The organism is Aporhodopirellula rubra (assembly GCF_014192335.1).
Lineage (GTDB): Bacteria > Planctomycetota > Planctomycetia > Pirellulales > Pirellulaceae > Rhodopirellula > Rhodopirellula rubra.
The window spans coordinates 220,184-243,439 of record NZ_JACHXU010000013.1 but is presented as its reverse complement, the minus strand read 5'-3'; the positions used below and the strand labels follow the sequence as shown (position 1 = coordinate 243,439).

Genomic DNA, 23,256 nt, shown 5'->3' with positions numbered 1-23,256 from the left:
AAACGTCGTGCGCGGGTTCTCGATAGAATAGGCCGCCCGCCGAACAACCGCTGACACACGTTTCGGCAAAAGACACAGGTTAGAAACTCTTACAACGTTCGCCCCAACGCGGCCCACCGTCAGACGAAGATGGCTACGATTCCAAATCCCCACCTACCGACCGCTCATGCTCCCAACACTTCCCAAGGCAAAAACGCCAATCTTGTTCGCGACATTCGCATTAGCGAGCTGTTTCACCGCAATCTGTGTCCCCGCGATCTGCTTTCCGGCGATCTACGTTTCCACATGCGACGCCGCCCAACCGCCACTGCCGGTCATCTTCGATACCGACATGGGCAACGACTGCGATGATGTCCTGGCGTTGGGAATGATTCATGCCCTGCAATCACGTGGCGAATGCCAACTGGTCGCGGTGACGATCACGAAAGATCACGCCTTGGCGGCCCCGTTCGTCGATGCGGTCAACACGTTCTACTCAAACGGCAACATTCCGATCGGTGTCTGCCGCAGTGGCATCACGGACCACGAAGGCAGATTCAATGGGCTCGCCGAAGCACGAGACGACGGCGAACTGCGATATCCTCACGACCTCGCTTCCGGTGAAAACGCACCGGACGCCGTTGCGGTTTTACGGCGAGCTCTCGCGACCGCGGACGATCATTCGGTCGCGGTGATCCAAGTCGGTTTCTCCACCAACTTGGCCGCCCTGCTCGCCTCTGCCCCCGATGAAATCAGTCCGTTGAACGGGGTTGAACTCGTCACGACGAAAGTGAGTTCACTGTCAATGATGGCCGGCGCGTTTGCAAAGATCAAAGACGAATCGGGACACCCCCGCGACTACAAAGAGTACAACGTGATCAAGGACATTCCGGCGGCCCAACGAATCGCGAGCGAGTGGCCAACGCCGATTGCTTGGAGTGGTTTCGAAGTCGGCATCGCGTTGCCGTATCCGCATCGCAGCATCGAGAACGACTTCGGTTGCGTCGAACATCATCCGCTCCGCGAAGCCTACGTGCACTACAACCCGCCGCCACACGATCGCCCGACATGGGATCTGACCAGCGTGCTGCACGCGATTCGTCCCGATCACGGCTACTTCCGATTGTCCGATCCGGGCACGGTCACCGTTGACGACGAAGCCTTCACGACCTTCCAGCATGAGGCAACCGGCAAGCACCGCTACTTAATCGTTGACGAAGCGTCCAAGTCAAAAACGCTGGAGGCGTTTCAACTACTTTCGAGCGAACCACCGAAAGCCCGTTAGCGTGTTTCTTTGATCGCCTCTCGTTCGTTGCAATTGCGTTTGCAGGACGGAGTTCACCGTCTGGTGACGGTGACGACGAAACCGGTCTGTCTATTACGGCGTGTTGGCGATTTCGTGGATTTGCTCGGGTCGCAGAACCGATTGGTCGACTCGGATCTCGTCCATCAGCCCATCAAAATTCCGCCCCACGGCGGCGCGATGTCCGCAAATCACCATTCCCCCGAGCTCTGATGCCGGGCCTGGGACGGGCAGTTTGTGCGACGTGATCGACTCGCCGTCGAGATACAACGTGAGCAGATCGGATTCGAACGTGTAGGCGAGGTGACTCCAATTGCCAATCAACCGCTCACGTTCGATCGGTGTGTTGTGCGGACCTTGCGCCAATGCGGAGGGAACCGCCTGGGGTGTCCCGGATGGCTAGAGCGTTTACGAGTAGAGCTGGAGGTTGTGGTCCTACGCGATCGGGCAATCGATCAATGGAAACCTGGGTGACAAGTTCGGCGACGACGACTCATGAGTGTGGGGGCGGTCCTTTCTTGTCTCCTCAACTGGGTCACGAGTTTCGGACAAACCTTGCCCGGCCTCGTCGCCCCCCTGGGCACTTAACGGATACGACCAATCGATGGGATGGGCATCGGGCAGCAACGTGTTGTCGAGTTGGTGGCCGGCTTCGGAACGCGGCAAGATTTACGGCGTCTACGTGTTTGCCGCAGGAATGGCGTCCGTGTTGGCGTTTGCAACGTCCACGTTGATCTTGGAACTCGATCTCGGATGGCGGTGGATCTATCGTGTCCCCGTTTTGTTACTACTCGTCGGCGGTGCCACGTACTACTTCGTCGTCCGCGACACTCCCGAGGAACTCGGTTTCTCGCCGCTCCCTGACGAACAACCAACCGGGCCGCAGACGAAGTCGCAAACGGGACAAGACAACGATGCGGACGCGAGCCTGCAAACGGTCAACGAGACATCGCGTCAACGTTACCTCTCCGCACTCACGAATCCGCCTTTCCTGATCGCGTGCCTCGCGATCGGGTTTCAAAGCATGGCCAGGTACGGATTATTGATCTGGGTTCCTGTTCACTTCCTGGGCGACGACTGGAAGAACTCCGACACGAAATGGATGAGTCTCGCGCTGCCGATCGGAATGGCGTTGGGCGCGATCACCAGCGGATGGCTCTCGGACCGCCTCATTCATTCCAATCGCTCCCGCGTTAACAGCTTGTTCCTCTCCTTGGCTACGGCGTCATCATTGGCAATGTACGTGTTGCCCGGCGGACACATGCTCACCATTCCGTTGTTATTGCTAACCGGATTCTTTGCCTATGGACCGCAATCCGCATCGCAACCGGTGCCCCACTCTGCGCTAGCTCTTCCGATTGCGTGATTAATGACGGCACCGAGATCATCCCTCGCGTGGTCACAATTCACACCTCGACAAAGACCTCGTCGATTCTCGACAGTTTTCCCACGTGAGGGGGACGGTTTTTGCGTGCTGATCGACACCGTTCCTTGTTCGAGAACGCCCGCTCATTCGCCCTCATCTTTGCCTCGAGATCCACCTCAACAGTTTAATGTTGCCTTCATTGGTCCTTAACCATCGACTACCGATAGGTCGCTATGTTCCGCGCCTCGAACTGGTGCTTCTAATGGCGTCGTTGTTCGGAACACCGCAAATACCTTCCTGTCCCCCTAAGCAGAGTGTCCAAGCAAACCGATGAATTGCAACTCGACATCCACACACGCACTGATCACGCGCACGACTCGCAGCGACGCGGCTAATCGCTCACGAACACGCTCGGCGTTCACGCTCGTCGAACTCCTGGTTGTGATCGCGATCATCGGTGTCCTGGTCGGACTATTGTTGCCGGCCGTCCAATCCGCTCGCGAAGCAGCACGACGAATGTCCTGCAGCAACAATCTGAAACAGATTGGCCTGGGGATGCACAACTATCACGACACGTTTGGCAAATTCCCTTACGGCTGGGACACCCGTGGCACCACCTGGAGCGCCCACATCCTGCCCCAGATCGAACAAGGCAGTTTGTACGAAACGCTCGTCTTTCAAGAATCAGGCCTCGGCAACTGGGGAACCGACGATGGCCCCAACGAAGCCGCCGCGGGAACCTACATCGGAACATACCGCTGCCCCAGCATGGCGTTGCCCGAGCACATGGAAAACGGCAGCATTCCCGAGCGAGTGCCCGCGAGTTACCGAGGAAGCGCGGGAACCAAAGCCACGTCCGACGACACCAGCACCGCGCTGCCCGGCACGATCTCGCTAGAGAGCTTGGATCAAGACGGCATTTTCTATGCCTGCAGTAAAACGAAGTTCCGCGACATTCTCGATGGAACCAGCCACACCATCATGATCGGCGAATCGTACAACGATCCCGGCTTCACCAAAGACGGCCAGGGTATGGACTACTGGTACATCGGATCTCCTCAAGCCGATCCATGCCGATGTGATGGTGGCACGGGCGGCACCGAGTTTTCAGAAGTTGTCGGAACAACGATCGCGCCGATCAACTCGCGAATTCGCCATCCCGATCTGCACGGTCGGTTGATGGAACTGTCGTTCGGCAGCTACCACACCGGTGGTGCCTACTTCTTGCTGTGCGACGGTTCCGTCCAGTTCATCACCGAATCGGTCAACCAAGAAGTCTACGAGGGGCTCGGTTCACGTGATGGTCGCGAAGTGCCTCAAGAGTTCTAAATCGTTTCCGCGATGGACATGGCGTCGTCGATACGCCGCGACGTTCGGCGAAACGTGATCCGCTGTTTGGCGACGGTGGCTACGAATCAGATCAGAGCGTTTAAACCCATCGCCGGTCCGTCCTCACCCGCGATGCAGTGTCCCACGGCGCAGCATCGCGTCCAATCCCACCCAACCTCTCTCCACATCAAACGACATGAAACCTCCGACAGAACTGTTACGCTCAATCATTTTGGTCTCCAGCATCATCACGATCGGACTTACCGGCTTAGCAGGTTGCGACGTGGGCCCCGGCGTCGACTACAGTTCGCTGGGCCTGGTCCCGATCACCGGCGAAGTCACCCTTGATGGCGAACCACTCTCCGGCGCGGTCGTGTTCTTTGAATCCCCCGACCTGACGCAGGCATACGCCACGACCGATGAAGAAGGACATTACAAGATCAAGTTCAACAGCGAAGTCGATGGCGTGAAGCCGGGAACCAAAATCGTCCGAATCAGTACGACGGCGAGCACCGGAGAAGGAGGCGAAGAAGAGGACGAAGACGGAGACGAGGACAACACACCGGCTCGACGTTCAAAACCCAGTAAGAAGGGCACATCGAATCCCGGTGAGCGGGTTCCTTCCGAGTACAACAAGAAGTCCGAATTGACGGTTGAAATTACCAGCGGCGACTCCGTGCTGGATTTTCATTTGAAGTCGGACGGTTCGACCGTCACACCGCTGAAAAGCTAACACCCGCGAACGGCGAGATTTCCCACGACCAAAAACATATCAAACGATGGTGTTCCTATTCGCAACAAAGGGACACGCCCGAATCCCGGCCAAATCGTTTTAGAGAGTTTCAAACTGAGAGAAAAACGGACGGCTCACGCAACCGCCGATCACGCGAACAGCGCGTCGACGGAGCGGCCGTTCCCGTCTTCGGTCACGTAGAACGGGCGTCCCTCGATTTCATATCCCATGCGAGGACTGATGCCCATCGCGGTCATGATGGTCGCATGCAGGTCCTCGATGCTGACGGGATTTTCAATCGCGACTAATGGTCGTTCGGGAGACGTTGAGCCGTAGAGTTGGCCTTTCTTGATTCCGCCGCCGAACATCAACACGCTCGAACCGCCGGTAAAGTGCCGATGCAATCCGTAGTGTTTCATTTCGCCGAGAGCATCGACTTTCTCGCGCGCCTGATCATTCGCGTTTGATCCGGGCTTGCCTTCCATCAACGCGTCGCGACTGAATTCCGATGCGACGATCACCAACGTTCGGTCGAGCAGTTTGCGGTCTTCCAGATCACGGATCAGTTGTGCGATCGGACGGTCAATTTCTTGGTGCATCCTCGTCGTCGTCGTGTGACCGTCGTTGTGCGTGTCCCAGTGAAGAAACGGCACATACTCGGTCGTCACCTCGACAAACCGAGCCCCCGATTCGACCAGCCGACGCGCCAGCAAACACCCTTGTCCGAATCGCCCGGTATCGTATTTTTCAAAGCTCTCTTTGGGTTCGAGCGTGATGTCGAACGCCTCGCGATCTTTGCTGCTGAGCAACCGATACGCGGCGTCCATCGATCGCAACATCGACTCCTGCTGATAGTCGCTCATGCGATCACGGTCAGGACTCGCGTCGACCAACTTGCGAAACAGTCGGTTTCGGTTTGCGAATCGTTGGGACTCCATGCCTTTGGGCGGACGCACCGACACCGCCGCCTGATCCGGGTACGGCAGGTTCATCGGACCGAATTCGCTGCCGAAGAATCCCGCCGTCGTGAACGCCTTCAGCTCTTCACTTTCGCCGATCCCTTCGAGCCTTTGTCCGATATTGATGAACGCCGGCATCACCTCGTTTGGGGCACCAAGAACACGAGCCATCCAGGCGCCGATATGCGGCGCCGCGACGGTTTGCGGCGGCACATAGCCGGTGTGCCATTGGTATTGATGCCGCGAATGCAGAATGCTGCCGAGGTCGGGTTGGACGTGCGAGCGGATCAACGTTCCTCGGTCCATCACCGACGCGATGTTTTCGAGCCCCTGACAAATTTTGATGTCGTCGACCGCGGTATCGATCGCCGGAAACGTGCTCAGCATTTCCTTCACCGGCAATCCCTTTTCAAAGGGATGATACCGTTTCGGATCAAACGTATCGGGCGCCGCCATCCCACCGGCCATCCACAACAGGATGCACGCGTCCGCCTTAGGCCGTGGGTGTTCGATCTCACCGAGCGAACCGTTCGCGAGCAAACGGGGCGCACCACTGGCCAACGCCGCCGCACCGGCCGCGGACAATCGACGTAGGAAGTCTCGCCGCACGATCGACTCGGGCGCAGACGGATCTTCGTGGAAGTTCATCATGACAATTCGTCCTAGAAAACCAAAAACTCTCGTTATCGAACCAGCATAAATTCGGGCAGCATGCACACCGCCCACATCGCATCTTGCACGGCCAACCGATCAGGACTCTGGCCCAACATTTCCATCATCAATCGGTGCTCGTCCGAGGACGGATCTCGAGCGAGAGCCGAACGAAACATTGACCGAATGATCGTGTCCGGATCACCGCCAGTCGACGCGATCAACCGTTCAGCTCCGGCGGCAAATGATTTCGAGAGAGTCGGCTCGTTAGCGAGATCAATTGCTTCGAGCGTTGTGATCGTGTCCGGCCGCATCGAGACAATTTGCTCTCGCATGGGGCGGCCCAACGACTTCATCAACGCCGTATTCTTCAGCAGTGAAGCCCGCACCATCACCGGCCCGTCAACTGCGTTCCGCGGCTGCTGCAGAAGTGGACGGACCTTTTGATCGACAACTTCCCTCCAAACAGGCAAACCAGGAACCACCGTGACGGGATACCAATCGTCGTTGGTCGTGTCGATCACACCGCCTCGCGCCGCCACGACGTCGGAACAATAGGTCCACGAATCATCCGATTGAAACGTGACTTGCGATCCGTCGGCGAACACAACCCAACCCTCTAAAAAAAATCCGGCGGGATTCGGTTTGCCGTTGTCGTTGGTCGCGATCACATCGATCGTGTTGGTGCCTTCAGTCATGTGGCTCACTAGCGAAACCGATTGAGGCTGTTTCCAATCGTCGCCGCTGCTGACCAGTTTTCGATTCACGTACAACTGATATTGGTTGTCGCACGTCAACACCGCCGCTCCACCGACGGCGTCTTTCGCAAGCGTGAGTTGTTTTCGCAACACGATGGATTGTCCCGCTGGCACCGATCCGTTCTCGAGCGGCCCCCATATCCAATCGCCGCTAGCAATCACGGGCTGCGTTGAGCCCGGCGTGTATTCGTGTCGCGGGATCGGGGCTTCGACTTTCTTAGGCGCATTTCCTGTCAGCGTCCAGACGCTGTCGAGAAACTGTTCGGCCGTCATCCGCCGGGCACGCGGCCCACGATAGACGTAGTCCTCCTGCCCGGTTTCCTCGCCGACGACCTCTGACTGAGACTGGTACGCGGCACTGGTGGCGATGTTTCGCAGCGTCGCTTTCAAGTCAAATCCGTTGGCAACCAAATCCGTCGCGAGGTGATCCAACAAATCTTCGCTCCACGGTTCGGTCTGCATCGCGTCGAGCGGATGGACGATGCCGCGCCCCATCATGCGATACCACAAACGATTGACGATCGTACGGGCAAAGCGACCGTTTTCACGATGAGTCATCAACTCGGCGAGTTGTTGCAAACGTTCTTCGCGTGGGGCCACCGGATCGACTTGCCCCAATTCAGGAAACAACCATGCGGCCTCGGCGGTTTCCCCGATCGGCTTGTCGCAGCGATGCAGTTCCAACGATTCGTCCGCATAAATCGCCGCGAGACCGTACGCTTCCTTCAACGTCCATCGGTCAACAAAACTGTCGTGGCACGAGGCGCACTTCATGTTGATGCCCAAGAACGATTGTGAAATGCTCTGCGAGAACTGAATCGGCAACGTCTGCCCGGCACTCACTTCGCCGCGCCATTTAATTCCGTCGATATACCCCTGGCTCTCTTGGGTCGGTGGCGCGATCAGCTCACGCGTCATCTCGTCGAACGGTTTGTTCACAACGAGCGACTCGTAAAGCCATCCGCTGATCTGTTTGCGCCCATTGGTGATGAAACCGGTACCGCTGTAATCGTTGCGTAACAGATCATTGAAAAACGTCAGCCAGTGATCGGCGTAGGCAACCGAATCGTTCAGCAACTCGTCGACGAGACGTTCACGTTTGAGCGGATCGTCATCGGCCAGAAATGCGCTAAGTTGCGATTCACTCGGCAACAACCCGATCAGATCGAGCGAAACGCGACGCAAAAACGTTGCATCGTCGACGCCCGATGGAATCGGCAGGTCTCGCTGAATCGAGTATTCGTCCAAGATCCGGTCGATCGGATGATCACGTCCATTGCGACTGATTGGCAATTCAGGAACACGAGGACGAAGGGGTGGTTCGTAGGTTCGAATCGCGAACGTGAAATCCGCATCCCATTTCAATCCACCCGCGATCCAACGGCGGAGTGTTTCGATTTCGTCAGCACCCATCCGCGGTCGATCGGCGGGCGGCATTTGCGTATCCGGGTCGTCCGACGTGACGAGTTCCAGCAGATACGAGTCGTTCGGTTCATCGAGATCGACGTGCCCCGAATCGAAAACCAATTCTCGATTGTTAAACGAAAAACCGCCTTCCTCCTCGCGACCGCCATGACAATGCACGCAATTGCGTTTCAATATTGGCACGACGTCGTGCGCGAAGTCGAGTTCGTGGCTCTTTTCTTCGGCAAAGAGACTCGCGGGAATCAGCGCAGACAGGGAGACAGCCAGAAAGGCTCGGGCAAACAAGCGGGTCATACAGCATTCAGGCGGGAAGGTAGGCGGGACTCTTCTGAGCGAACCGTCGGCGACGCCGAACTCACTCAGTTAAGCAACCTGGACAATCTATACGATTCAGCGTCAGGAATCCATCTTCTCATCCCCGCTTCTTGAACACCGAGCGAACAAAAGTTGTTCGCCTGGACAAAAACGCATTCCCCCCCTCCCCAGGCAAGGGCGCAGATTGCGCGTCAACTAAACAGACGACATGCGATATCCCGCACCAATATTACTATAGCACCCCTTATTGCGGTCATTCCGCGCCTTAACAAACCGCAAGATCCGTCTTCTTACCGGAGCATCATCAGACATGCCAAACCCATTCTCGTCATCGAAACGGAACCGGGGCTTCACTTTAGTGGAACTTCTCGTCGTCATCGCGATCATCGGAGTCCTCGTCGGTCTGCTGCTCCCGGCAGTCCAAGCCGCCCGCGAAGCCGCACGACGGATGAGCTGCAGCAACAACTTCAAACAGATCGGTTTGGCCCTTCACAACTATCACTCCGCATACGATCGCTGCCCAACGTCGCAAGGCGGAACGACCAACCCGACGAGAAGCGACGCGGAATCCCAAGCCGTCGGGACCGGATTCAACCGCTCCGATTTGAACTGGTTGGTTGGCTTGACCCCGTTCATGGAACAACAAGCGGTTTGGGAACAGATCAGTAACCCGTTGACGATCACGGGCGGGACATTCCAAGCCATGGGGCCAAACCCGAAGCGTTCGCAAAGCAACTACGGCAGCACTCCGTACGAACCATGGATCACTGAATTGCAAACGCTTCGCTGCCCCAGCGACCCCGGTACCGGGCTGCCTTCAGACGGGCGAACCAACTACGCCTATTGCGCCGGCGATTCCGTACATATGGGCGATTGGGGATCACTCGATAACAACGAGCAAATCAACAACACTCGCGCGATCGCGGTCCGCCACGGCCAACGCGGTTTCTTCGTACCACGCACCAGCATGTCGTTCCGCGACATTCTCGACGGTCTCTCGAACACCATTGCCGCCGGCGAAATCACAACCGACCTTGGCGACCGTGACAAACGAACCCACTGGGGTGCCTCCGGCGGAACGAACGATGACGGCCGTGACATGGTCGGCCCAAACGGCGCGTTGGCCTGTGACGGAACCGATCCGACGCGGCCCCAATTCTGGGGCTCACAAGTGACCGTCAATGACTCCGAGTCGGATCGCCGTCGCGGTTACAAATGGGCATTCGGACGAATCGCGTACACGGGCATGAACACGATCCTGCCACCCAACCGCGAAGTCTGCTTGTCGGGCGACCACAGCTCCGCGGGAGTTTGCCCTCCGAGCAGTCGGCACCAAGGTGGCTGTCACGTCTTGATGGGTGACGGCGCGGTCAAGTTCATCACCGATTCAATCGAAGCGGGTAACAGCAACAGCGCTCAAGTCTCCAACGCATCCGGTGGACTCGCCGCGGGACGCGAATCACCCTTCGGTCTTTGGGGCGCCCTCGGCACACGCGGTGCCAAAGAAGTCATCGAAGAGAGCTTTTAAACTAAGCTCTCGCGAAACACGGTCGATACGCATCCGGGGCAAAAACTCCCCGAGCGTATTCCGTGAAATGGAATGCTGAGACCATTTCTCTTTCTGTTGTAGCCACCGTTGCCCGACAGTGGCCGACGTTCTGGTGAACGTCACAACCTCTGAAAACTCACCTCAATACAGAAACGCTCTAAATCATTCCAGATGATTTGGTGCCCGTTCCCGGTCGCTTGAGGTACCAGAATTCAGTCTGCCGACGTCGGCGCCCTCATTTTCGAAAACGCTTTTGCAATTCGACGTGCGATCAACGGGCTGCTTCTGGCATCCCGTTTTTACCTGATAGAGGAAGTCCGCCACTTCTCAATGCGTTAGACTTTGGAGTTCGAAACCAGATCCATCGATCTGGCAAATATCTTGCTCCGCATCTTGTCGACGAGCCGCACACGATTTGGCTGCACACTGTCCCGCCCGATTAGCACACACGCTCGCGCTGCTATGGCTGGTAGGCGTTGGGGGATCCTCCCTCGTCGCCGAGACCGTGATGCAAAAGACTTTGCATCAATCGATGAGCCTGCAGCAACTCGAAGATCGGCTCGCGAACATTGACGCATGCCTGCAGATGTTAGCTCAACCGAACATGCGGAGCGGCGTTGGCGCGATCGGCTATCGCTCGCGAACTTCGCCGGTGCCTGATCAGTCAGTCGAGGTGACGATTCGATTCGAAGCAGAAGAGCAAATCGACCAAATCGTCTTGGTTCCCGCGATCTGGCGAAACAAGACGTTTGGATTTCGGGCCGATGGATTTCCGGTCGCATTTCACATCCTCGTGGGAACCGACGACGACGAGAGCGGACACGTCGTCGCTCAATACGACGCCGACGACCAGCTGCTCCCGCGAATCGCACCCGTCGTCGTTGATATCGAACCTCAAAAGGCATCTTGGATACGCTTGGTTGCGACCGAGTTGACTCCGCGTGCGTGGGACGGGCTGTACTCACTGCAACTCGCTGAACTACTGGTATTTTCGAACTCGGAAAACGTTGCGTTGAATTAACAGGTCGAGGCGTCATCGAGCGACGAATGGGCTCAGGGTCCTCGAAAGCAACAATATCTTGTTGACGGCTTCATGCCGTACCTCATGAACGGATTCGGAGGTGAACAAAGCATCGCGTTCGTGAGCAAAGTCAGCAACGACGAAGACATCAAAGCTCCCGTCCTGTCCGTCGATCTCGGACGGGCCTTTGAGCTGGAACGGATTCACTTTCATGCAACTGATTTCAGCGACACGATCCCCGCGAGTGCCCCGGAAAGTTTCGCCGTGCCCGGACAAATCATCGTCGAAGGCGCACTCCAGAGTGATTTTTCAGACGCGGTGGTGTTGATCGATTATTCGAGTAAATCGGAACTCGATACGGGTCCGATCGTCATGCAGCGTTTCCCCAAACGCGAATGTCGTTACGTGCGGTTGACGTGCCTCAACCTCGATTCACGCGACGCCGAAAACGAAACGACTCGAGTCATCGGTTTCGCAGAAATTGAGCTATTCAGTGATGGCGTCAATGTCGCTCGACACCGACCGTTCGAGGCGAACTTCCACGTATTCGGATTCGCCCGAGGAATCGAATCGCTGACGGACGGGAACAATATCTATGGTCAAATCCTACCGATCAAACAATGGCTGCGAGAACTGTCTCAACGACATGAATTCGAAACCGAACGCCCTCTGATCGTTGCGGAACTGAACGGCCGCTACAACCAACAATCCAACGTCATCCGGCGTTTGCTCTGGCTCGTTGCCGTGCTCGCACTGGGAACGCTCGCCGTTTTCTTAATCGGCCATGTGCGACGCCGGCGTGCGATCAACAATACTCGTGAACAAATCGCGGCGGATGTTCATGATGAGTTGGGTGCCAATCTGCATGCACTCAGTCTGCTGGCCGATATCGCGCATTCGAATCGAGCCTCACCTGAAAAACTCGCTGATCTCCTGCAACGCATTCGCGACCTGTCTCGGCGCAGCGGAGCGGCGGCCCGCTACTGCTCGAACCTGTTGGAATCCAATGGGCTGTTCGAGAATCTCGTGCACGACATGCGCAGGACTTCTGAACGTATGATGGCCGACCTACACCATGAGATTACGATCACCGGCGAAGAGCACCTCGAGTCGCTGTCACATCGCAATCGGATCGATCTGTTTCTGTTCTACAAAGAATGCCTCGCGAACATCCTTCAGCATTCCAATGCCACACAAGCGTCGACGCAATTAGTCGCCGAGCGCAACAACGTCCGCCTGACCGTGACGGACAACGGACGCGGCCTCGCAGATACAATCGGCAGCCGCGTTCCCAAATCCCTGAACCGTCGTGCTCGATTCTTGGGTGCCCACGTCGCAGCCGAGGATCTCGACAACCAGGGAACGCGAATCACGTTGCAGTTACGTCCGCGAGGCATCTCGCACTGGCATCCCCACAAAAAGCCAACGTAAATCGAATCGCTACAAACATGATCAACGTGATGCTAGTTGAGGACAATCCGGAATACCGCGAGGTCGTTCGGATTGCGTTGGAGGATCACCCCAACATCTTTCTGGCCAGCCAATTCGGAACCGCGGAGATTGCGATTCGCACACTTGTCAGCGCCGACGCACGGTCTCGGCCCGACGTGATCTTGCTAGATCTTCGACTCCCAGGAATGGATGGCCTCGCGGCTTTGAAAAAGATCCTTACCAACATTCCCGAATCGAAAGTCATCATCCTAACGCAGTCGGACAAACCGCAAGATGTCGTGCGGGCGATCACTCTCGGCGCCGCAGGCTATCTGCTCAAGACCGTGACGCTCGACGAGATCACCGAGGGAATCCTCGCCGTGATGCGCGGTGACGCGACCATCGACAAAAGCGTTGCCAAATACCTGCTCGATGCGTTGCGTTCTAACCGTCAAACAGCGGACAACGAAATACTCACGCAGCGTGAGTTGGAGGTCCTCGGACTGCTGGCTCAGGGGTTGGTTAAAAAGGAAATCGCCAATCAACTCGGGATTCGATACGCGACCGTCGACACTCACATCGCTCACATCTATGAGAAACTAGGCGTCAGCAATGCTCCCGGCGCCGTTCATCAAGCACACCAACTCGGGCTGCTCAATCAGCAAGGGTGAGCCTCTCGGTGCGAGGCATCCTTCCGCATTGCCGGCAATCAACTCTGATGAAGCCGACTCGTGTCAGACGGGCCGGATGCCTTCGTGCTGCGGCCAGCGATACGTATCCCGACGTCGAGCAACGTCGCAGTGCCAAAACCGCTGCCCAATCTTTCCCACGCCAATCTTGCGCGTGGTTGGCCCCGCTTTCAGCGGGCCTTTTTTAGCGGGCATATCTACGGGGCACACCTCAAGCCCCCCTCTTATCCTGTATTCACCTGATAGCCCGACGAACGCGTGGGCCTACAATTGAACCTCTATTCACCGATCAAGGACCGCCTAACGCTCATTAACGGGTTGGCCTTATCTGTTAACCGAGAATGGCTCGGAACGAACAATCGTTAATTCCGACCACGATCCCAATACTTTTTCTCTATTCAAAAGGAATCTTCTGATGCGTTTGTCTAAACCAAAACAGCGCGGCTTTACGTTGGTGGAGTTGCTTGTGGTCATTGCAATTATTGGCGTCCTCGTCGGTCTGTTGCTACCCGCCGTCCAGGCCGCGCGAGAGGCTGCTCGCCGCATGAGTTGCAGCAACAACTTCAAGCAAATCGGGTTGGCGATCCACAATTATCACTCCAGCTACCAACAGCTTCCGACCCACGGATCGGGGACGATGCCACTCTTGCAGCCACCCGGGAACGTCGCCGACGGCCCATCGCAGGTGTGGCGAAGCTCGACGACCGCGAGTCGTGAAAGCCTCAGCATGCTGGTTGGAATCCTGCCGTTCATTGAACAACAGGCGATTTGGGAACAGATCAGCAATCCCAGTGCAGAACGAACCGATGGCAACTTAGGAGCGGCGATCGGAACGATTGCCAATCCATGGAACCCGATGGGCCCTACGCCCCAAGACATCAACTACATTCCATGGGCAACTGAGATCGTCGCGTACCGATGCCCCAGTGATCCGGGGTTCGGATTACCCGCGTTAGGCCGAACTAACTTTGCCGCCTGTATCGGTGATTCGGCCGTCCAGTCGGACTACGGTCCCTATTTGAACGTCTCACCGTTTGATCGAAGCGCCGCCGAAGATGCACGTGCCGCATGCCGTGGATTCTTCATGCCTCGACAAAGGACAGCCTTCCGCGATTGTCTCGATGGGTTATCAAACACGATTGCCATGGGTGAAATCGCTACCGACTTGGGCGACGAAGACGTTCGCACCAAAGTCCCCAACGTTTCCGGTTCCCCCCACATCAACCATATTCGTCAAAACCCAAGCTACTGCGCCGACAACGGTTTGATTGATCCAGAACGACCACGATTCTGGGCGCCAGGCAACACCGGGAACACGGCCATCGCTGGCCGCGGCTACCGCTGGGCGTCGCACATGCCGTTCTATGGTTCCGTCATGACGATCTTGCCGCCCAACCGAGAGGTCTGCATCCAATCGAACGGATACAACACACGATGCATCGCAGGTGTGTCGAGCCGGCACCAAGGTGGCGCGCACGTTTTGATGGGCGATGGTGCGGTGAGATTTTTGACCGATTCGATCGAAGCGGGCGACTCCCGCGCAGGAATGGTCTTCAATATCACCTGGGCTGCCCAAAGACCGGGACTGCCTAGCCCCTACGGTTTGTGGGGAAGCCTCGGGACACGAGCCGCGCGAGAAGTCATCGATGCGGAATTCTAAACCAATGCGGAACCCTAAACCCTGTCACCACAACTCCTAACAAATGTTCCTTCCAACAAAGAACTTCCCGATGAAGTCGATAACAACTCCGATACTATTAATGGCAATCTTCTTTGCCACCGGCTGCGGCGATCCACAGAACCGATCTGTCGTTGACCCGACTGACAAAGATGCGATCGCGTCGTACGAACAAGCGATCAAAGATTCCGAACGCGCGATGCAGGAGTCGGAAGCGACACCGACGCCTGAAGTCACGCCAGACGATTGAACCATCTGCGATCGAATGACCGATCGGCAGAAGACGACTCGCTAGACCTCTGATACCGATCGGTCTTCACGCAGCAGCAGCAAGCTCTTCAAGAGAACTTCCCGATGTGAGACACAGAGTTAGGCATCCGTTACGGACCGCCTGACTCTGCCTCACGTTTGGCTTCATCGAATAGACTGTTCACATCCGGAAACGATGCGTTCGGTTCTTTGATTTCTTTCTTCGGCTGTGAAACAGGATTGGCGTCGGGCAACTTGCCTTCGCTGTTGAGCCCAAAATTATCGAACGTGAAATCACCGGCACCGAAGTAGATCAATCCAACTCCTCGACCGGGAATCCCACTGTCAGATAACGTCGCAATTTTGTGGCCGTTCACCATGAACGTGGCCCCCTGCCCGTTCTCTCTCGCCGCCAGACGGACAGTTTGCCCGGGGCGATATCCTTCGATCGGCGATACCGATTGCGATCCAACTTTCCCGTTGGCAAACGCGGCAACGCAAGCCTTGCCTTCGGGCGTCACGGTGAAGACAAACATCGAATTGCCTTCTCCCGAACGCATGATTAGCCCCGGCCCGGCAAGGAGTGACTGGTCGCGATTGTCAGGCACCGCGTCAAACGTTGCCGTGATGTCTGCATAGACGGTTTGAACGGTGCCCGGCTGCGTGGCCAGCGTAAAGACTTGCAGCCGGCCATCCTTTTCGCCCAGCGATGAGGAGACCACCAGCCTTCCATCGCGAAACCGCCCCTCAAGTTTTTGTTGGAGGAATTCTTGAAAGCGGCGATCGTCATCCGTCGCGTTATCAAAGTCATAAAACGTTCGAATCGACATCTCCTCGGACGAAGCAGTCGCGGGCATCAACACCCACCAAACGCCCACCATCAAAACAACCAACAGCCTGCACATCCCATTCACCGATCCACGAGCAAACGACTTGCCTGAGCATAAATGACCATCGACCAACAAACACACCATAGCCATCAAGCGACTCCCAAGATTAGGGGCAAATTCATCCACTTCCCAAAGGCTCGCAACTGTTAAGTAGAGTCGCAGTAGAAACGAATCTACTGAGCATAAAGACATCCGCCCCTCATGTTGCCACGGAAACAGGGAGCAGGCATTTCGCACTACAAGAAAACATGCCTACGAACTAATCAACAGCAGCGATGCGAAGCTATGAAAATCGACGAAACACGTTAGATCGCTCAGATCAACCTGATCAGTGCTTGAGGTGGGAGGTACTCGAGAAGAAAGTTTGGTACTGCCCTCCTTTTGCGGAACAAGACTTGACCGGCCAAATGCCATTCAGCCCTTACGTATTTTCTCCGTCCGTCGCCTTCCTCGACGCACCAATCCAACGACACCCATAACACAAATTGCAACCAACCCGCTAGGTTCTGGAACTGCAGTAGCATTAAACGTAATCGCTTGAAGCCCTACTTGGTCTGTAGCGCCGAATCGCAGTGTGTCACCAGACGATACTGCAAAGACCGAAGAAGGAGACCAAATATCGTCGCTTGCATCGTAGTCTGATGAATCCGAACCAAAGAAAAGCACCGGATCTGAATTTATTTGGAACGTTGCTGCATCCCCCGCACTGACGTTACCTTCCTGGAATCGCCAATCGATGGAGTTGATCGAAATCACCAATTGTTGTGGGTCGAATGAAACTTGAAATTCAATGAATTCGCCATTTTCTATTCTATTACGTGTTTCAGTGGTGGTGTCGTCATCTGAATTCACACCCGCGCTGTCAGTGACTGCACTGAACGACGCAGGATCCGCCGTGCCTACCACGCTGACATCTAACGTAATGCCGAATTGTGTTACCGTTCCAGCACTCTCGAGAGCCTCACCGGCAAAGCCGTTCGAACCGATCGGATCAGTGAGGTCAAAGGTGACAATTGCTGCAGATAGACTGCTAGAGCCCAGTGGAACGGCGAATAGAAGAAGAACAATAACCGATTTAAATTTCACTGACATTGCATATCACCATTGGGACGTAATTCCGTGATGGCATCTTGCCCTATTCTGATCGCTGCAATCAACTGTTTAATTACTAACAGCAACTGTTCAATCCTGCACAATTCCCCAATAGCTTAACGAAAATGCCCAACAAATGTTGTGAGCTGGGCTCGTGGAGGGAAGAATCTTCCCTTAGCAGCACTGCAGTGCGTATCCGGTACTAGCTGGCAGGACTACCAAAATCAAAATTGTCTTCAGCACGCTTCATCCTCCAACGCAAAGAGGCCTGAGTTGCGGTTGCGACTCAGGCCTCTGGTTGTGTCTTAGTTTTGATCGCGATTGCGATCGAAACCAATCATGCTTTTCCGTCTTTCCTAGCAGCGAAAATCAGAACTCTTCGCTGATGACTTCCTTCGAAGCCTTCGTTCCGAGTTTGCCCCAGAGACCGTAAGGGCTTTGCGATCCTGCCGCCAAACCGGAATTGTTGTTATGGATATGTGCGACCATGGGGCTACTTTGGTTGCCAGCTTCGATCGAATCGGTAATAAACTTGACCGCTCCGTCGCCCATCAGGACATGACATCCACCTTGGTGACGGCTTCCCGATGGGACCAACGCGTAGCGTTTGTCGGCCGACGCGGTCGCCATGAGAGCACTACCGTCATACATGCCTTCGTCCGCAACGCAGACTGCTTTGTTGGGCGGACTGATGGTCATCATTCCCGAGTAAATCGGATTGCCGTCGGCCCATCGATATCCGCGTCCGATGCTACCGCTGTTGATCAACGATGCTCCGGTGGCCCAGAATTGAGGACGAGTTGAATCGACGAAGGTGGCCGATCCACAAATCGAAGGATCGGCAGCCAGCCCCGACGTCACGCCCGCCGAACGTGGGTTCGTTCGAATGTCTCGGTCACCGAGGTCGGTAACGATTTCGCCCATCATGACCGTGTTGGCCAAACCATCGAGGATGTCCCGGAATTTAGCCTTCTGACGTGGTACAAACACGCCACGACAGTTCGCACGTGCCATCTGGCCCGAGTTTGAATTCTTCTTGTTCAGCTGGTGCGTCGTCGGTCCGTCAGTCGATGACACGATGCTGTCGCCGAGGCAAACGGCGTAGTTCGTACGACCGGCCGATGGCAAACCGAGTCCGGGATCGCTCGGGCAACGCAAAAACGGCAACTCGGTATTCCAAGGACCATAATTCGCATTCCCCGTACCATTGTCGGGCGTTGGCCCCATCGCAGGTCGTGTCGCTGCCGAACCGTCCTTGTTTGGCGCGTTCGGATTGCTGATTTGCTCCCAAAGGGCTTGAGCCTCAACGAAGGGGAGCAATCCAACGAGGGCACTGAGTTCCTCGCAGTTGGTCGTTGCCGAGCTGACATCCCAAGTCGTTCCGCCAACGGGTAACCCTGTTCCCGACTTTTGCGTCGGCAACTGGTTGTAGGCGGAGTGATAGTTATGCACTCCCAAACCGAGCTGTTTGAAATTATTGCTGCAGCTCATCCGACGAGCAGCTTCACGAGCGGCCTGAACCGCCGGCAGCAAGAGTCCAACGAGGACTCCAATGATTGCGATCACAACAAGCAGTTCCACCAAAGTAAAACCACCACGAGCACCAAATTTCTTCATCTACGCATCTCCAAAGGTTAAGTAACAACAAAACGACGCTGCGCATTATCTCAACGGTCCAATACTTTTCCTGCGTTTTTGCGACAACAACTTAATCTTCTACGCCACCGGTGCGGTTTAATGACCAACTGGGGAGATTGTGCGTTCTGGAAGGATCCTGACGCTGCAAGAACGAGGCATCTTGCAGCCACCGCGAGGCATCCCTCAGTTCACCCTCTCGCCCCCCCGCACGTGCTCCCAATAAAGAAATTGTGAATTTCTTGCGGCGGTTCTTCGCGAAGCTCGCAACTCACTCAACAGCAGACTGACGCCGTTCCTCAACGGCGATCGATGGCACCGCATCGCCAGGCTCAATGCCTTGCGAAATGCCATGGAAACCACGCCTTCATCAAGGGCGGCGTTGTATTCGGAATCAGGACTGCTAATTGCCTCATCACCTGACTATGCGAGAAGATTTCCATGTTGTCCCGTGCCGGTTTGATAGTTCTTGTTCTGGGCGTCGCTGCGGCGTCCACATTCTCGCTCGCCCAACCGCCCGGAATGCAGCAGGCAGACCGTGAGATCCTCGATCAGTTCGACGCCGACCAGAACGGTTGGCTCAACAAAGCGGAACGCAAGGAAGCCCGTGAGTTCATCAAAGAAAACCCAACGCAGGGCCGAGGACGCGGCGGCCCGGGTGGATTTGGCGGACCCGGTGGATCTGGCGGCCCGGGTGGATTTGGCGGCCCCGGAGGTCCAGGAATGGGCGGTCCAGGAATGGGCGGTCCCGGTGGTGGAAATGAACGAGGCGGATTTGGCGCCGGTGGCCCTGGACCGCGAGACGGCGGTGATGGCTTCGGCGGTCCCGAGGGATTCGGCCCACCACGCGAATTCGGACCACCTGAAGGATTCGGACCACCTCCTGGATTTGAACCGCCGGCAGACCGGGATCGATTCGAACCAGGAAGACGTGACGGAGGCCGCCCCGAGGACGCCCGCGATCAAGGTGACCGTGGTGGCGATAACCGAGGAGCGGGTCGTGAAATGGGACGCGACATCGGACGAGGCCGTGACGGTGGTTTCGGTGGCGGACGTGGTCAAGGGCGCGGCCCGGGTCGTGGCGGCCCGATGGGTGGCGGACCGGGACAAAATCGCCCCGAACCGACCCCCGGCATGACAATCGAGAAAGACTCGGTCGAACCGTTGGACAATGACCTCTATGACACGTCTGCACTGCGCACCATTTTCATCGACTTCGTAAACGATGACTGGGAAAGCGAACTCGAAGACTTTCACGGTACCGATGTCGACGTTGCTGCGACGGTAACCGTCGACGGCAAAGCCTACTCGAATTGCGGAATTCACTTTCGTGGCATGTCCTCCTATGGCATGGTGCCCACCGGATACAAACGTTCGTTCAACGTGTCGATGGACATGGCCGACGAAGACCAACGGCTTCTCGGTTACAAAACACTCAACCTGCTTAACTGCAACGGCGACGAATCCATGTTGAGCACCGTGCTGTATTCCAAAATCGCACGTGAACACATTCCTGCCCCCAAAGCGAACTTGGTTCGCGTCGTGGTCAACGGCGAATACTGGGGCGTTTTCTCCAACGTTCAACAATTCAACAAAGACTTCTTGAAAGAAAACTACGGTAGCGGCAAGGGCGCCCGATGGAAAGTCAGCGGCTCACCACGCGGTGGCGGCGGACTCGACTATCGCGGCGACGATCCTGCGAACTACCAATACCCCTACGAGCAAAAATCGGGCGGCGAAAAATCACTCGCCAAACTGATCGAACTGTGCCGCATCCTCGAACAAACCCCCGCCTCCGATTTACCTGAGGCTCTCGAACCGATCGTCGATGTCGACGGACTGCTGTGGTTCCTGGCCCTCGACAACGGCCTCATCAACTCCGACGGCTACTGGATTCGTGCGAGCGACTACAGCATCTACTTGGATGACGACGACAAGTTCCATTTCATCCCGCATGATATGAACGAAGCGTTCCGCGGTGCGGGCGGTCCTGGTGGCCCAGGCGGTCCCGGCGGCCCAGGACGTGGCGGTCCGGGAAGAGGCGGACGTGATTTCGGTGGTCGTGACATGGCAGGCCCTGGCGAATTTGGCCCCGAAGCCGGTGGTCGTCGTGGGCGTGGAACCGGAGATCGTGACGCCGCACGCGGCGGTCCACCTGAAATGGATCGTCAACGCGAAGGAGGACAAACCGCGGCAACCGGATCCGCCGTCGAACTGGATCCATTGATCGGACTCGACGATCCCACCAAACCGCTACGCAGTAAAGTGTTGGCTGTTCCTAAGTACCGCGAACAGTACCTGAGCAACGTTCGCGAATTGGCCGAAACTTCACTCGACTGGAAAACACTCGGGCCTTTCGTCGACCAGCAACGGTCGATGATCGACGAAGCCATCAAAGCCGAAACCAGACGTTTGGGAAGCTACGAAGGTTTTGTCGCCGCGACGTCGGACACGCCCGACACGACCCATCAGGCCACACCTCAACGTGGTCACGGTTCAATGAATCTGAAAATATTCGCCGACGGACGACGTGACTATTTGTTGAAGGAGACAACCAAATGACCTACACCGCCCCCTCACTTCGCCGCGTCGAAATGAAGTTCATGATCGACGCGGCCTTGTCGGAGCAAGTCAGACAATGGGCGATCGATCGCCTCGGCGTCGACGAAAACTGTGCCGGCGATGGCAGCAATAGTTACGACATCAACACGTTGTATCTCGACACGCCGGAGTCGGACATGTACTACCAAACGGGCGTCATCGGCAAAGCGAAGCATCGCGTCCGCCGATACGGTCGCGATCAAATGCTGGTGCTCGAAACTAAACGCAAAAAGAAGATGGTCGTTCGCAAGAATCGCACCGCCGTTTTCGAATCCGACTTCATGGCCCGTGCAGCGAATCCAATGCAACCCAAGATCGCGTGCGAACCGAATGCGGACGACGCCGATCTCTGGTGCGGTGATTGGTTCATCAATCGCATCGCCGATCGTCGACTCACTCCCGCGATTCAGATCGCATACCGACGGTTCGCTCGTACGACGACGGTTAACGATGAGAACCTGCGTCTGACCATCGACAGCAACATGGCCGCGTGTGCGCCGAATGGTTGGAACGTCGCGACGCCTCGACATGATGCGTCCTCGGCACTCAACCGGGGCTTTCGATCGATCGGAGATTTTGAGATTCTCGAACTCAAGTTTCAGAATCAAATGCCAACGATCTTTAAAGAGCTGTTGAGCAGCTTTCCGATTCCCGGTACGAAGTTTTCCAAATTCCGAACCGGAATGGAGCAAAAGCTGACTGGCGTTAACCGCTCGCACGTCGACACGGGGCCAATCACTGAGCCGCAAATTACTGAGCCTCGTGCCGCCGGACCGCATGTCGAAGGGCCGCATGCCGGCGTCGCAATGCCGTCCTTCAATCAGGGCCACCGTACGGAGCACATGACCAATGCCTGAATGGCTCACAAACATGACGACGACTCAGGTCGATCCGGCACTGTCGGTGCTGGTCACCCGCCTGGGACTGGCGTGGTTGTGTGGTTGCGTGGTCGCATGGCTGGCGCGACGTCAACGTCCTGCGGGGTCACCCGACACGTTGACGCTCACGCTGATCTTGATGAGCATTTTGATCGCAATGGCGACTCAGATCATCGGCGACAACATCGCTCGCGCGTTCAGCCTCGTCGGTGCTCTTTCCATTGTCCGATTCCGCACCGCGGTTCCTGCCACCCGAGACGTGGCGTTCGTTTTGGCAGCCGTCGTCGTTGGCATGGCCGTCGGAGCCGGACAATACTGGGTCGCTGGCTTTGGACTTTGTTTCGTCGCCTTGGCGAGCCAGTTCAATCGGACGGAAACGGCCAAGCCGGACAGCAAGCCGACCGCCCCGAAACAGAAATCGTGGCGGCTGACGATAGTCGTTGGACTCAGCTCAACCGACGGATGGGAATCGGAAATTGAACGATTCACCGACAGCTATCAACTGCTCTCGGCCGAAACGACCCGCCGCGGCGGCGCGATGGAATTGGTCTACCGATTGATTCCGACGCCCAACTCGAACGCGGTCGAAATGGTCGCGGCTCTCAACGGATTGCCCACGGTCGAATCGGTCGCAACGAAAGAAACCTGACCCGGATTGAACGTGAACCGCTGAAATTGCCGTCAACGGTTCACGCTCGAATGCGGAGCGTTTACGAGTCGACGCA

The 23,256-nt window shown here is 56.4% G+C and carries 19 protein-coding genes; 13 read left to right on the top strand and 6 right to left on the bottom strand.

Features of this window, described 5'->3' with window-relative positions:
* The first annotated feature begins 166 nt into the window (after positions 1–166).
* On the top strand, positions 167–1,264 hold the full coding sequence (locus tag FHS27_RS18335; protein WP_184306319.1) for a nucleoside hydrolase: 1,098 nt from the start codon (positions 167–169) through the stop codon (positions 1,262–1,264).
* Positions 1,265–1,357: 93 nt separating this feature from the next.
* Here the strand turns inward: FHS27_RS18335 and FHS27_RS18330 are convergent, their stop codons facing one another.
* Positions 1,358–1,648: a LamG domain-containing protein gene (locus FHS27_RS18330; protein WP_184306318.1), complete on the bottom strand. Its 291-nt coding sequence runs from the start codon at positions 1,646–1,648 to the stop codon at positions 1,358–1,360.
* A gap of 133 nt (positions 1,649–1,781) precedes the next feature.
* On the opposite strand from FHS27_RS18330, the gene FHS27_RS18325 reads away from it, so the two are divergent.
* From FHS27_RS18325 to FHS27_RS18315, 3 genes are all read left to right on the top strand, one after another.
* Positions 1,782–2,648 (top strand): MFS transporter, encoded by an 867-nt coding sequence (locus FHS27_RS18325; protein ID WP_315854614.1) that lies wholly within the window; start codon positions 1,782–1,784, stop codon positions 2,646–2,648.
* Between the two features lie 330 nt (positions 2,649–2,978).
* Positions 2,979–3,977 (top strand): DUF1559 domain-containing protein, encoded by a 999-nt coding sequence (locus tag FHS27_RS18320; RefSeq protein ID WP_184306316.1) that lies wholly within the window; start codon positions 2,979–2,981, stop codon positions 3,975–3,977.
* A gap of 196 nt (positions 3,978–4,173) precedes the next feature.
* The gene (locus FHS27_RS18315) at positions 4,174–4,710 is read left to right on the top strand and encodes a hypothetical protein (RefSeq protein ID WP_184306315.1); all 537 of its coding nucleotides are present in this window, start codon (positions 4,174–4,176) and stop codon (positions 4,708–4,710) included.
* 149 nt (positions 4,711–4,859) lie between these two features.
* Here the strand turns inward: FHS27_RS18315 and FHS27_RS18310 are convergent, their stop codons facing one another.
* Positions 4,860–6,320, bottom strand: coding sequence for a DUF1501 domain-containing protein (locus FHS27_RS18310; RefSeq protein ID WP_221225193.1), 1,461 nt, complete (start codon positions 6,318–6,320; stop codon positions 4,860–4,862).
* A gap of 32 nt (positions 6,321–6,352) precedes the next feature.
* Positions 6,353–8,797 (bottom strand): DUF1549 domain-containing protein, encoded by a 2,445-nt coding sequence (locus FHS27_RS18305; RefSeq protein ID WP_184306314.1) that lies wholly within the window; start codon positions 8,795–8,797, stop codon positions 6,353–6,355.
* 331 nt (positions 8,798–9,128) lie between these two features.
* Here FHS27_RS18305 and FHS27_RS18300 point away from each other — a divergent pair, with 331 nt between their 5' ends.
* The 6 genes from FHS27_RS18300 (at position 9,129) to FHS27_RS18275 (ending at position 15,436) form a co-directional block, all read left to right on the top strand.
* Entirely contained in the window at positions 9,129–10,346 is a 1,218-nt protein-coding gene (locus tag FHS27_RS18300) for a DUF1559 domain-containing protein (RefSeq protein ID WP_184306313.1), read from the top strand.
* A 529-nt stretch (positions 10,347–10,875) separates the two neighbouring features.
* Positions 10,876–11,388: a hypothetical protein gene (locus FHS27_RS18295; protein ID WP_184306312.1), complete on the top strand. Its 513-nt coding sequence runs from the start codon at positions 10,876–10,878 to the stop codon at positions 11,386–11,388.
* Positions 11,389–11,460: 72 nt separating this feature from the next.
* Complete coding sequence (locus FHS27_RS18290; protein ID WP_184306311.1) at positions 11,461–12,819, top strand: sensor histidine kinase; 1,359 nt, start codon at positions 11,461–11,463, stop codon at positions 12,817–12,819.
* Between the two features lie 17 nt (positions 12,820–12,836).
* Entirely contained in the window at positions 12,837–13,490 is a 654-nt protein-coding gene (locus FHS27_RS18285; RefSeq protein WP_184306310.1) for a response regulator, read from the top strand.
* Positions 13,491–13,923: 433 nt separating this feature from the next.
* Complete coding sequence (locus FHS27_RS18280) at positions 13,924–15,168, top strand: DUF1559 domain-containing protein (protein ID WP_184306309.1); 1,245 nt, start codon at positions 13,924–13,926, stop codon at positions 15,166–15,168.
* 70 nt (positions 15,169–15,238) lie between these two features.
* Complete coding sequence (locus FHS27_RS18275; protein WP_184306345.1) at positions 15,239–15,436, top strand: hypothetical protein; 198 nt, start codon at positions 15,239–15,241, stop codon at positions 15,434–15,436.
* Positions 15,437–15,566: 130 nt separating this feature from the next.
* Here FHS27_RS18275 and FHS27_RS18270 read toward each other — a convergent pair whose 3' ends face one another.
* From FHS27_RS18270 to FHS27_RS18260, 3 genes are all read right to left on the bottom strand, one after another.
* Entirely contained in the window at positions 15,567–16,415 is an 849-nt protein-coding gene (locus FHS27_RS18270; protein WP_184306308.1) for a hypothetical protein, read from the bottom strand.
* A gap of 324 nt (positions 16,416–16,739) precedes the next feature.
* Positions 16,740–17,417: a hypothetical protein gene (locus FHS27_RS18265; protein WP_184306307.1), complete on the bottom strand. Its 678-nt coding sequence runs from the start codon at positions 17,415–17,417 to the stop codon at positions 16,740–16,742.
* A 369-nt stretch (positions 17,418–17,786) separates the two neighbouring features.
* On the bottom strand, positions 17,787–19,034 hold the full coding sequence (locus FHS27_RS18260) for a DUF1559 domain-containing protein (protein ID WP_184306306.1): 1,248 nt from the start codon (positions 19,032–19,034) through the stop codon (positions 17,787–17,789).
* A 459-nt stretch (positions 19,035–19,493) separates the two neighbouring features.
* Between FHS27_RS18260 and FHS27_RS18255 the strand changes: the two genes are divergently transcribed.
* The 3 genes from FHS27_RS18255 to FHS27_RS18245 are packed head-to-tail and all read left to right on the top strand — an operon-like array spanning position 19,494 to position 23,180.
* Positions 19,494–21,614 carry a CotH kinase family protein gene (locus FHS27_RS18255; RefSeq protein WP_184306305.1) on the top strand — a complete coding sequence of 707 codons (2,121 nt, stop codon included), beginning with the start codon at positions 19,494–19,496 and terminating at the stop codon, positions 21,612–21,614.
* A complete protein-coding gene (locus tag FHS27_RS18250; RefSeq protein ID WP_184306304.1) occupies positions 21,611–22,510 on the top strand; it encodes a VTC domain-containing protein in 900 nt (299 codons plus the stop codon). The genes FHS27_RS18255 and FHS27_RS18250 overlap by 4 nt, the downstream gene beginning before the upstream one ends.
* Positions 22,503–23,180, top strand: coding sequence for a DUF4956 domain-containing protein (locus tag FHS27_RS18245; protein WP_184306303.1), 678 nt, complete (start codon positions 22,503–22,505; stop codon positions 23,178–23,180). Before FHS27_RS18250 ends, FHS27_RS18245 begins: the two co-directional genes overlap by 8 nt.
* Positions 23,181–23,256: the final 76 nt, after the last annotated feature.